Below are 10,861 nucleotides of genomic sequence, written 5' to 3'. Positions count from 1 at the left end.
CCGCTCCCTCAGTACATCAGCGATGGTTCGAGCTGCTCGGTCGCGGCCGCGGGCCGCCGCTCCTCCTCGGCGCCCCCGCGGACGTGCCGGACGAGGAGCACGACCTCGGCGACGGCGAGCGCGCCGTACAGCAGCGTGAAGACGGTCAGCGAGGTGGCCACCTCGGCCAGGCTCACGCCGGGCGACACGCTGGCGGCCGTCAGCAGCTCGCCCGCGACCGTCCACGGCTGGCGGCCGATCTCGCTGAGCAGCCATCCGGCGGTGACCGCGGCCAGCGGCAGCGGCAGGGCCAGCAGGAACGCCCGCGCCAGCCATCTCGGCATGTCACGCCTTCCGCGGGTCAGCCAGAGGCCGAGCACCGACAGGCCCACCGTGGCCATCCCGAACACGATCATCACCCGGAACGACCAGAACACGACCGCCTGGTCCGGCCGGTAATCCCCGGGGCCGAACTCCTGCTCGAAGCGCCGCTGCAGGTCCTCGGTGCCCTGGACGGTGGCGCCCGCGTCGTGGGTGGCCAGGAAGCTCAGGACGGCGGGGATCTCGATGCCCGGGGCGACGCTGAACGCCGCGCCGGCGGTGTCGCGCTCCAGCCCTTCGGCGGAGGCCAGCTTCATGGGCTGCTGCTCGTGCATCAGCCTGGCGGACGTGTCGCCCGTGCCCGCGACGACGGCGCCCGCGATCGCCGTCATGATGAGCGCGCCCCTGGCGGCGCCGCGCCACATGCCGGCGCGCGTCCTCAGCAGCCAGTATCCGCTCACGGCCAGCACGAAGCCGCCCGCCACGACGAACGCCGCCCCGATCACGTGGGGCACCTGGGCCAGCGCCGTGGGGTTGGTCAGCACCGCCCACAGGTCGGTCATCCTGGCCTTGCCGCCGACGACCTCGTAGCCGACGGGGTGCTTCATCCAGGCGTTGGCGGCCAGGATGAAGTAGGCCGACAGGTTGGAGCCGATGGCGGCCGCCCAGATGCACGCCAGGTGCGCCCTCTTCGGCAGCCGGTCCCAGCCGAAGATCCACAATCCCAGGAACGTCGACTCCATGAAGAAGGCCAGCAGCGCCTCCATCGCCAGGGGCGCCCCGAAGACGTCGCCGACGAACGTGGAGTATTCACTCCAGTTCATCCCGAACTGGAACTCCTGCACGATGCCGGTGACCACGCCCATGGCGAAGTTGATGAGGAAGAGCTTGCCGAAGAACTTCGTGAGCCGCAGGTAGTGCTCCTTGCCCGTGCGGTGCCAGGCCGTCTGCAGGCCCGCCACGAAGACGCCCAGACCGATGGTCAGCGGCACGAACAGGAAGTGGTACACGGTGGTCACCCCGAATTGCCACCGTGCGAGGTCAAGTGCGTCCATCGTCTGCGTCGACTCCCGTGAGCTCTACAAGCTGTAGTACATCTACTTGCAGTAGTACTACAAGCTGTAGAGCAATGGGGTGCGACCTTGGTCACAGTCCCTCTCCCCGTCTGGCAGGTGTTGCCCTTATCCGCCAGCACGCGGCCGCCTAAAGTTGCTCCATGAAGGTGGGTGGCAGCGCCGTGATCGGCGTTCAGAGAGATCAGGTGTGGACGGCGCTCCAGGATCCGGCGGTGCTGGTGCGCACCATCCCGGGGTGCGAACGCCTGGAGGAGTCGGGACACGACACGTACCGGATGACGGTCAACGCGGGTGTCGCCTCCATCAAGGGGGTCTACCAGGGGGAGGTGGCGCTGACCGACCCGCTCGCGCCCGAGTGCTTCACGCTCAGGGCCCGCGGGCAGGGCGCGCCGGGGACGGTCGACGCCACCGTCGTGGTACGGCTGACCGAGATCGACGGCGGCACCCGCGTCGACTACGACGCCGACGCCGTGATCGGCGGGATGATCGGCGGAGTCGGGCAGCGCATGCTCGGCTCGGTGGCCAGGCGGACGGCGGGCGAGTTCTTCTCGGCCGTCGAGGAGCACCTGCTCGCACCGGCGGAAACGCCCGCCACCATCTCAGGTGCGGCGGCTCCGGCCTCCGGAGACCTGGCTCTCTCGGGCCCGGCCCCCGGCGGCCTGGCCGCGGAGGCTCCCGCCGGCCCGGCTTCCGGCGGTCCGGGTGGGCAGGGCGTCACCGCGTCCGGAGCCGCCGCGGCCGTGGGTGGCGCCCGGTCGGCCGGGGCCGTTCACCAGCGGCCCGCCAAGGCGCGCGCGGAGACGCGGCCATGGGTGATGCTGGCGTCGTTCGGCATGGGCGCGGGCGTGGCGGTCGGAGGTGTCGTGGTGGGCTGGCTGCTCGGCCGCGGCTCCCGGCGCCGAGACCCCTGACGGCGGGCGGAAACAGGTGGTGAGGGGCGTGGCGGCGTGGCCGGGGCTCTCGCGGAAAAGGATCTCCCGGCGTAGCGTGGCTGTATGCGGCAGGCACACGCTGAAGACGCGAGGACCGAGGCCAGACGAGTCGTACGCAACCTGCTCGGCGAGGAGCGCCCGACGGCCCCGGCCCTCATCGACGGCGTACGCCCCGTGCTCGGCGACGAGCGGACCGATCGCACGCTGGAGCTGGCGCTCGGGGCCTCGCTCACGAGACGCTCCGCCGAGCTGGCCGCCATCGCCGCACTGCTGGTCGGCACCCGCGAGCTGGGCGCGGAGTGGTGGACGCGGCCCAGGGGCGGCAAGCTGCCCCCTCCCGACGAGGTGGTGCGCACGGCCGTCGCGATCGAGCCGTGGACCGATCTGACCGCGCTGGAGATGCTGGCGGCCTGGATCGCCGACGACGCCGCCGACCAGCTGTGGGGCCGGCCGGTCGCCCAGGTCGATCTCAACTCCTGGCAGGCGGAAGACCGTTTCCGCCTGCCGCCGGGGGTCAGGCCGGGGCAGCGGCTCGTGGTCCACTTCGACGCCGGCGGGCGGCTCGACGCGGTCGTCACGCGCCGGACCGACGACGACCTCGGATCCAATCTGGACTTCCAGTCGCTGCGTTACTCGCGGCCCGCCGAGGCGCAGTGGAGCTGGGGCGTGGCGGCCGGGCTCGGGCCGCACCGGCTGCCGGGGGAACGCCCCGACCCCTACGCGCGCGAGGTCCCCGCGGCGGCCTCGGGCGTGCTCCGCGACTGGGCCGTGCGCCACGGAGCCACCCGCGAGCAGCTGGGCGAGCGGTGGGAGACCGTGGGGGACGTCGTGGCCGCCATCGAGCGGGTCGACTGGATGTGGCGCAGCGGCGAGTGGTTCGGGTGGTGGCGCGGCGCGTCGGCGCTGGTGGACGACTCGGCCTACCTGCCGTACCGGCTGGAGGAGCTCGCCGCGGGCTGATCCGCCCCGGGCGGGGGCGGCGCGGGAGGAATCAGCGCGCGGGGCGGAAGGTTGCATCGGTACATGAAGGTCGAGATTTTCTCCGATGTCGTGTGCCCCTGGTGTTACATCGGGCATGTCAGGTTCGCTCGGGCGGCTGAGCGGTTCCGGGCCAGGGGCGGCACCCTCGAGGTGACGATGCGCCCGTTCCAGCTCGACCCCGGCGCCTCCGCGCAGGGCGAGCCCGCCCTGCCCGCGCTCGAGCGGAAGTTCGGGGCGAACGCCCGCCAGATGACCGAGCGCGTCGTCACCACCGCCGCCGGCGACGGCCTGCGGCTCGACTACGACAAGGCCGTCGCCACCAACACGTTCGAGGCGCACCGGCTGATCGAGGTGGCCACGCGGCAGGGGTTCGGCACGGAGATGGCCGAGCGGCTGTTCCGCGCGTACTTCACCGAGGGCAGGAACGTCGGCGACGCCGGCGTTCTCGGCGAGCTGGCGGCCGAGGCCGGGGTGCACGACGACGGGAAGGGCGCCGAGGAGGTGCGCGGGCAGCTCGCCAGGGCACGCGAGCTCGGGATCACGGGGGTGCCGCTGTTCCTGTTCGAAGGCAAGTTCGCGGTGTCGGGCGCGCAGCCGGAGGAGACCTTCGCGGCCGCGATCGACGAGGTGGCCGAGCGCACGGGGCAGGCGTCGATCACCCAGCTCGCCGCCCCCGCCGACGGTTGCGACGACGACGGCTACTGCGCCGTCTGAACGGGCTCGTGCGCGGGCTCGTGACCGGCGTCCGCCGAGCCCTCGCCGAGCCGGCCGGAGCGGTGGTGCCTGCGGCAGAGCACCTGGTAGCGCACGCGTGCGGCGTCGGTGTCGCCGATCACGACCTGCTCGCCCGTACGCGCCATCGCCCCGCCCACGACCCTGGCGTTCAGCTGCCCGGGCCGGCCGCACCAGCACAGCACCTCGACCTGCAGCCGGCACACCTCGTCGGCCAGCTCGAACAGCCGCTGGGCGGCAGGGAACATCACCGAACGGAAGTCGGAGGCCAGCCCGAACGCGTACACGTCGACGCCGTGCTCGTCCACCAGGTCGGCGAGCTGCTCGATCTGCCCGACCGTGTAGAAGCAGGCCTCGTCGCAGATCAGGTAGTCGATCCTGTCGTGCGCGGTCACCAGCCGGACGAGGTCGAGATCGTCCTCCACCTCGATCGCCTCGAGACCGAGCCCTATCCGGCTGGTGACCTTGGGGCCGCCGGAGCGGTCGTGCTTGGTCAGCACCAGGCCGCGCCGCCCTTGCCGGCCGTGGTTGTAGTTCATCTGGAGGGCGAGCGTGGACTTCCCGCAGTCCATGGGGCCGAAGTAGAACTTCAGCACGGCATCCCTGACACCAGACGGCACCGCAGACAAGGCAGACACTTCAGTCACAGGCCGCCAGCTTAGTGGCTTGGCTTGTTACATGACCTCATGGGACATTTCTCCCCTGGAGTTACAGGAGGAAGTGTGGTCACCGATAATTCGCCGTCCAACCCGCCCTCGACCCCGCCGTCCGGAGGGCCGTCCGGGGGGCCTTCCGGAGGGCCGTCCAGCGGGCCGTCCAGCCCTCCGGCACTCGACGCGATGATGTCTCAGGACGACATCACGGCCGCCCAGGCCGAGGCGACCCGATGGCGCTACGGATTCCTCGTCGTCGTCACCGGGATCGTCGCCGTCCTGGTCGCCTTCGGCGCCGCCGTGTTCGCCACCCGGGAGTTCGCCGTGCTGTTCGCGGGCGTGGCCGGTGTGATCGGCACCATCATCGGAGCGTATTTTGGGGTGCAGGCCGGTCAGTCCGGCAAGGCCAGGGTGGAGGCAGAGCTCTCCCGCTCCCAGGAGATGGTGGTGAGGCTGGCCGCGTACGTCGGCACAGACAACGCGCCCCGGGTCATCGACGAAGTTCTCGGCCGTCGCCGAAGCTAGAGGAGCCATGCGTAGCGTCCGTATCGGAGTGGACACCGGAGGCACCTTCACCGACGTCGTGGCGGTGGACGAGCAGACCGGTGAGATCCTCACCACCAAGACCCCCTCGACCCCCGCGAACCCGGCGGACGGGTTCGTCTCGGGCATTGAGAAGCTGGGTGAGCTCGACATCGGCTCGATCGTGCACGGCACCACGGTGGCGACGAACCAGCTGCTCGAAGACCGCATCGCCGACCTCGGGTTCATCACGACCGAGGGCTTCGAGTTCATCCTGGAGATCGCCAGGCAGAGCGTGCCCGACGGCTACGGCAACTCCTACTTCTGGGTCAAGCCGCCGAGGATCGTGCCCGTGCACCAGGTCAGGACCGTCGGCGGGCGGCTCGACCACCTGGGCGAGGAGGTGTGGCCGTTCTCCGAGGAGCAGGCCGTCGAGGTGGCCCGCTGGTTCAAGGCCAGGGGCATCACCGCGATCGGGGTGTGCTTCCTGCACGCGTACGCCAACCCCGAGCACGAGCGGCGCATGCGCGAGGTGTTGTGGCGCGAGCACCCGGAGGCGGTGATCTCCTTGTCGAGCGACGTGCTGCGCGAATACCGCGAGTACGAGCGCTCGGTGACCACCCTCGTGGACGCCGCCGTCAAACCGGCGATGCGCGGCTACATCGCCGGCCTGTCCAACCGGCTCGGCACGCCGTTCTCCGTGATGAAGTCGAACGGCGGCATCCTGTCGGCCCGCGAGGTCGTCAACCAGCCGATCACCACGGTGCTGTCGGGGCCCGCGGCGGGCGCGCTCGGCGCGGCGCTCATCGCGTCCACGGCGGGCCGCCGGTCGGTGATCACGCTGGACGGCGGCGGCACCTCCACCGACGTGGCCGTGGTGGTCGACGGTGAGCCGTCCATCACCACGGAGGGGTCCGTCGGCCGCTACCCGTGCAAGATCCCGATGATCGACATCGTCACCGTCGGGGCGGGCGGCGGCTCGATCGCGTGGATCTCGCCCGAGGGCACGCTCAAGGTCGGGCCGAAGTCCGCCGGCGCCGACCCGGGCCCGCTCTGCTACGGCAAGGGCGGCACGGAGGTGACGGTCACCGACGCGCACGTGTTCCTCGGACGCATCCCGCCGCACCTGCTGGGCGGGGAGATCCCGCTGGACGCCGGCGCCGCCCGCGCGGGCATCCAGGCGCTGGCCGGCAAGCTCGGCCTGACCCCCGAGCGCACGGCGACGGGCATCCTGGAGATCAGCGCGTTCAACCAGAGCAACGCGATCCGGCAGCTCACCGTCAAGCGCGGGCTGGACGTCCGGGACTTCCCGCTGGTGACGTTCGGCGGGTCAGGGCCGCTGCTGGCCTGCCGGCTGATCGACATCCTCGGCCTGCCGTCCGTGGTCGTCCCGCGCGACCCCGGCAACGTGTCGGCGTTCGGGCTGCTCACGGTCGACGTCAAGAACGACTACGTCCGTACGTACGTCACCCGCGACCTCGAACTCGGCAAGGCGGTCGAGATCTTCCACGACCTGGAACATCAGGCGGGCGAGGCGCTGGACCGCGAGGGCTTCGACGACCCGGTCTACGTGCGCAGCGCTGACCTGCGCTACTACGGGCAGGCGTACGAGGTGCGGGTGGCCGCTCCCGCGGGCGAGATCGACGAGGCCTGGCAGGCCGAGGTCGTCGACCGTTTCCACGCCGCCCACGAGAAGCTGTACGGCTACGCCTACCGCGACGACCCCCGCCACGGCGTCGAATGGGTCAACCTGCGCGTGTCCGGCATCGGCCCCATCAGCCGTCCGGTCATCCCCCGCCTGGACAAGGCGGGCGAGGGCGCCACCTCGGTGCGTCCCGTGCACTTCGACGAGACCCGCGACACCCCCATCCACCAGCGCTCCGCGCTCGGCCCCGGCGCCACGGTCACGGGCCCGGCGGTGATCGAGGAGTACGGCTCCACGATCCCCATCCACCCGGGCTTCACCGCGACGGTGGACGACTTCGGCAACGTGGAGATATCCGCAGTGGACGAGGAACGGTGAACGACCGATGAACACGGCTGACCCCATTCTGGTGGAGATCGTCGAGGGGACCCTCGCGTCCGTCGAGAAGGAGGTCGAGACGGCCATCGCGCGCACGGCCCGCTCGCCGATGATCCGCGACGCCCACGACTTCCGCGCCGGCATCCACGACGTGCGCATGCGCAAGCTGACCGGCCGCTCCTACAGCGCGCTGGTGCAGCCGGTCGTGCGCGACTTCCCCGTCGAGACGATGAAGCCCGGCGACGTCTACTTCCACAACGACGTCTACCTCTCGGAAGGCGGCATCGGCCACCTGCCTGACCTGTGCGTCACCGTGCCGGTGTTCCACGAGGGGGAGGTGGTGGCGTTCGTGCAGGCGTTCGGCCACCACGACGACATCGGCGGATCCGTGCCCGGGTCCATGCCCTCGCACGCCCGGTCGGTCTACGAAGAGGGCCTGATGGTGCCGCCCATCAAGCTGTGGGACGAGGGCGTGCCCAACGAGGCCGCGCTGCGCATCATGACCCGCAACTCCCGCATGCCCGACTCCCTCGCCGGCGACCTCGACGCCGAGTGCTCGGCCTGCCTCATGGGGGCGCGGCGGCTGGCGGAGCTGTTCGACCGGTACGGCAGGCAGGCCGTCGAGGAGAGCTTCGACGCGATCATCGGCAAGACCACCGAGACGTTCCGCAGGGAACTGCTCGCCAAGATCCCCGAGGGCACGTACGTGTGGGAGGACTACGCCGAGCACGACGGCGTGGACGAGCCGCGCCTGCACGCCCAGCGCATCACCCTCACCGTCGACCACTCCGCCCTCGGACACGCGGGCGGCCAGGCGCCGCTGACCATCGACTTCACCGGCACGTCGCCGCAGGCCAAGGGGCCGATCAACCACGCGGGCGACTACGCCGACGGCGTGTTCATGAAGAAGTGGCTGGCCCCGGTGCTGCGCAACCTGGCCGACACGCCGGAGCGCATGGCCGAGCTCGACGTCAACGAGGGCGTCGTCCCCCTCATCAACATGATCTTCCCGGAGAAGGGCAGCCTGCTCACCCCGGTCTTCCCCGCTCCCACCAACGCCCGCACGTTCGTCATCCTGCGGCTGCTCGGCGTGCTGGCGGGCGTGCTCGCCAAGGCCACGGGCGGGCGCATGCCGGCCGACCAGGAGACCATCCGCTACACCGGCGTCCACGGCACCGGCGCCGACGGCGAGCCGTACCTGATGCGGGAGGTGCTGGGCGGCGGCTCCGGCGGGCGCTGGTACGCCGACGGCGAGGACACCATCCACGTGGTGCCCGACTCGCGCAACATCCCCGTGGAGTTCGCCGAGGCCCGCTGGCCGTTCCGGGTGGAGCGCCTGGCGCTGGCCTGCGACTCGGGCGGGCCGGGCATGTTCAGGGGCGGTCTCGGCTACGACAAGCACATCAGGATGCTCAGGGACGCGTCGTACATGTCCATCGCCGACCGCTCGATCCTGTCCTGCTGGGGCGTCAACGGCGGCCTGGCCGGGCGGCCGTTCCGCGTGGAGATCGCGGGCAAGGAGATGGAGGGACTGGTCGACGACCACCCGGTGCAGGCGGGAGAGCTGATCAGGATCCGCACCACCGGGGGCGGCGGATGGGGCTCACCCTACGATCGCGACCCCCGGGCGGTGGCCGCGGACGTGCGCGACGGGAAGGTGTCGATCGCCGGCGCGCTGGGCGACTACGGCGTGGTGCTCGACGGCGATCGTATCGACGAGCAGGGCACCGCCGAGCTGAGGGCCCGGCTGCGGCCTCCGGCCGGACGGTTCTTCGACCGCGGGCCGGGGTATGCGAAACTCGCCGGCCGGCCCTTCGCGGACGTCGACGAGCTCAGCAGCCCTCTCGACAGCGGCCCTCCCGACAGCGGCCCTCCCGACAGCGGCCCTCCCGACAGCGGCCCTCCCGACAGCGGCCCTCCCGACAGCGGCCCTCCCGACAGCGGCCCGCCCCATGACGGCGCGCCTGACAGCGGCCCGTCGCACGGCGGCCCGCCTGAGAGCGGCCGGTCCCATGACGGCCCGCCCGGCGGCCCGCCCGGCGGCCCGCCCGGCGGCCCGCCCGGCGGCCCGCCCGACAGGGGCGCCCCCGGCGATGGCCCGGCCGACGGCGGCTCGCCCGGCGAAGGCCCGGTCGGAGAGCCCTGACAGGTCCCCCCCGACCCGGGACGAGTGGCGAGCCACGGGTTCGGTCAGCGCTGGTTCGGTCAGCGCTGGTTCGGTCAGGGCGTGTCGAAGCTGGCGACGTAGGTGGCCGACATGCCTCGTCACCGTGCCCCTGGGCCTCGGCGCGGCGCAGCCGCTCGCCCGCCGCCGCCACGTCGAGCCGTACGCCGGCTTCCTCTCCTCTCCCGTCTGCGTGATCAGCCGGGTGTCCTTCGCCGCGTTGCTGACGGCGAAGCCGGTCGTGAAGTCGCCCTCCGGGATCGACGCCGATCTCGCCTGGAAGCAGGGGCCGTCCATCGGGCCACCGGTGATCACTCGGCGGATCGGGCCGGGGTCGACGCCGAGCCGTGGCCGGCGCGAGGGCCCGCTTGCCGGCGGTTGACACGGTGGCGATGACCCGCCCCGCACCGAAGAGCCGGGCCGGCTGCACAGCCAGCGGCCCGACGCCGCCAATCGTTGGGTAATTTGCACGCTTCGTGTGAGTATCTGCGCTTATGCGGAGCCGGGCGAGCTCGCCTCATGTCTGTTTCGTGTGACGAATCGAACCCGACTCACCGCGTGGAGGCAGGCCCGGCTCGACCGCCGCCCCACCGGAGTACCCATCTCACCGACCTGCGCGACATCTTCAACTCGATCCCAGGTCGGGCACGTAGGACACGTCGATGCGGGAGGCCGCAGCCGATGCAGTGGAAGCGCAGCGGGCAGGCCTGTCCGCCGGCGGCAACGTGAGCGAGTCCCGCTTCGGTACGCCTATCCCGAGCCTTCTTGCTGGCACACCGGTCAAATGACTGATTCGCCGTGATGCGGCGCATGCCAGCCTGCTGGGGCCAACGCAAGATCAGGTTCCGGTGGTCTTCCTCATCCCGCCTCGTGCGCGGAGTACCGCGGGTTGGCCCGACCGGACTATACGGTCTCGTGTTCATCACTCGCGCTCCCGGTCGGAGCCGAGCCAAAGAAGGGGACTCCATGAAGCGAATCGCAAGGTGCGCGGCCAGCGTCGCGCTCGCCGCGGCCGGCCTACTGGGAAGCAGCGCCACTGCCCAGGCCGCCATCATCTACTGTAAACCCGGTGATATCTGCCTTTTCGAGCACACAAACTTCGAAGGGTATCGTGTAGACATGCAAGCCAATCAAGAAGACGTTTATTCTTGGTGTCGCAATCTGGGAGCAATCAACAACGAAGTAAGCTCAATGAAGAACGCATCCATAGAAAACGTATGGTTCTTCGACGGTAGAAATTGCACCGGAACTAAGGGCTATGTGGCGCTAAGCGGTTCGGAAGACTCTACCCTGAGTAACAACGGCTGGAACGACAGGGTCACCTCGATAGGGGGACCTCAATAAGCCTACCTGATCTTTAGAAACCCGCGATCTGGATCTCCGCAAGCCTGCGACCTGCGATCAATTTTGCGAGGTTCGGATCAGCGATCTCTGTTTAATACTCGCTAATAGTTCGACGGCCGGCAACTCGTGTCGGC

10 protein-coding genes and 1 pseudogene are annotated in these 10,861 nt (G+C 70.6%); 8 read left to right on the top strand and 3 right to left on the bottom strand.

The genetic code is table 11. The annotated features are described in order from the left end of the window. Nucleotides 1-8: 8 nt before the first annotated feature. Nucleotides 9-1,355 (bottom strand): cytochrome ubiquinol oxidase subunit I, encoded by a 1,347-nt coding sequence (locus ABGB14_RS15330; RefSeq protein WP_347644294.1) that lies wholly within the window; start codon nt 1,353-1,355, stop codon nt 9-11. A 161-nt stretch (nt 1,356-1,516) separates the two neighbouring features. Here ABGB14_RS15330 and ABGB14_RS15325 point away from each other — a divergent pair, with 161 nt between their 5' ends. From ABGB14_RS15325 to ABGB14_RS15315, 3 genes are all read left to right on the top strand, one after another. Next, a complete protein-coding gene (locus ABGB14_RS15325) occupies nt 1,517-2,287 on the top strand; it encodes a carbon monoxide dehydrogenase subunit G (protein ID WP_347644293.1) in 771 nt (256 codons plus the stop codon). Nucleotides 2,288-2,371: 84 nt separating this feature from the next. Beyond that, the gene (locus ABGB14_RS15320) at nt 2,372-3,268 is read left to right on the top strand and encodes a hypothetical protein (protein ID WP_347644292.1); all 897 of its coding nucleotides are present in this window, start codon (nt 2,372-2,374) and stop codon (nt 3,266-3,268) included. 63 nt (nt 3,269-3,331) lie between these two features. Beyond that, nucleotides 3,332-4,003, top strand: a complete 672-nt coding sequence (locus ABGB14_RS15315; protein ID WP_347644291.1) for a DsbA family oxidoreductase — start codon at nt 3,332-3,334, stop codon at nt 4,001-4,003. Here the strand turns inward: ABGB14_RS15315 and ABGB14_RS15310 are convergent. After that, nucleotides 3,988-4,617: a thymidine kinase gene (locus ABGB14_RS15310; RefSeq protein ID WP_347644290.1), complete on the bottom strand. Its 630-nt coding sequence runs from the start codon at nt 4,615-4,617 to the stop codon at nt 3,988-3,990. The two genes, ABGB14_RS15315 and ABGB14_RS15310, sit on opposite strands and share 16 nt — an antisense overlap. A gap of 126 nt (nt 4,618-4,743) precedes the next feature. Between ABGB14_RS15310 and ABGB14_RS15305 the strand changes: the two genes are divergently transcribed. From ABGB14_RS15305 to ABGB14_RS15290, 4 genes are all read left to right on the top strand, one after another. Continuing rightward, nucleotides 4,744-5,199, top strand: a complete 456-nt coding sequence (locus ABGB14_RS15305; RefSeq protein WP_347644289.1) for a hypothetical protein — start codon at nt 4,744-4,746, stop codon at nt 5,197-5,199. Between the two features lie 7 nt (nt 5,200-5,206). After that, nucleotides 5,207-7,219: a hydantoinase/oxoprolinase family protein gene (locus ABGB14_RS15300; RefSeq protein ID WP_347644288.1), complete on the top strand. Its 2,013-nt coding sequence runs from the start codon at nt 5,207-5,209 to the stop codon at nt 7,217-7,219. A 7-nt stretch (nt 7,220-7,226) separates the two neighbouring features. Next, on the top strand, nt 7,227-9,365 hold the full coding sequence (locus tag ABGB14_RS15295; RefSeq protein WP_347644287.1) for a hydantoinase B/oxoprolinase family protein: 2,139 nt from the start codon (nt 7,227-7,229) through the stop codon (nt 9,363-9,365). Nucleotides 9,366-9,489: 124 nt separating this feature from the next. Next, nucleotides 9,490-9,765 (top strand): hypothetical protein, encoded by a 276-nt coding sequence (locus ABGB14_RS15290; RefSeq protein ID WP_347644286.1) that lies wholly within the window; start codon nt 9,490-9,492, stop codon nt 9,763-9,765. Here ABGB14_RS15290 and ABGB14_RS15285 read toward each other — a convergent pair. Beyond that, nucleotides 9,739-9,834: pseudogene (locus ABGB14_RS15285) on the bottom strand (NADPH:quinone oxidoreductase family protein); the annotation flags it as partial. The gene ABGB14_RS15290 and the pseudogene ABGB14_RS15285 overlap by 27 nt on opposite strands. Nucleotides 9,835-10,349: 515 nt before the next feature. Here ABGB14_RS15285 and ABGB14_RS15280 point away from each other — a divergent pair. After that, nucleotides 10,350-10,727 (top strand): peptidase inhibitor family I36 protein, encoded by a 378-nt coding sequence (locus ABGB14_RS15280; RefSeq protein ID WP_347644285.1) that lies wholly within the window; start codon nt 10,350-10,352, stop codon nt 10,725-10,727. Nucleotides 10,728-10,861 lie beyond the last annotated feature (134 nt).

It is taken from the genome of Nonomuraea sp. B10E15 (assembly GCF_039871615.1).
Taxonomy (GTDB): Bacteria; Actinomycetota; Actinomycetes; order Streptosporangiales; family Streptosporangiaceae; genus Nonomuraea.
Note: the sequence above shows the minus strand (reverse complement) of the source record. Positions and strands in the feature narration are given on the sequence as shown.

Coding starts and splice junctions, on each gene's coding strand:
- ABGB14_RS15280 (WP_347644285.1), top strand. CDS start 10,350: ATGAAGCGAATCGCAAGGTGCGCGGCCAGCGTCGCGCTCGCCGCGGCC.
- ABGB14_RS15325 (WP_347644293.1), top strand. CDS start 1,517: ATGAAGGTGGGTGGCAGCGCCGTGATCGGCGTTCAGAGAGATCAGGTG.
- ABGB14_RS15320 (WP_347644292.1), top strand. CDS start 2,372: ATGCGGCAGGCACACGCTGAAGACGCGAGGACCGAGGCCAGACGAGTC.
- ABGB14_RS15295 (WP_347644287.1), top strand. CDS start 7,227: ATGAACACGGCTGACCCCATTCTGGTGGAGATCGTCGAGGGGACCCTC.
- ABGB14_RS15300 (WP_347644288.1), top strand. CDS start 5,207: ATGCGTAGCGTCCGTATCGGAGTGGACACCGGAGGCACCTTCACCGAC.
- ABGB14_RS15330 (WP_347644294.1), bottom strand. CDS start 1,355: ATGGACGCACTTGACCTCGCACGGTGGCAATTCGGGGTGACCACCGTG.
- ABGB14_RS15315 (WP_347644291.1), top strand. CDS start 3,332: ATGAAGGTCGAGATTTTCTCCGATGTCGTGTGCCCCTGGTGTTACATC.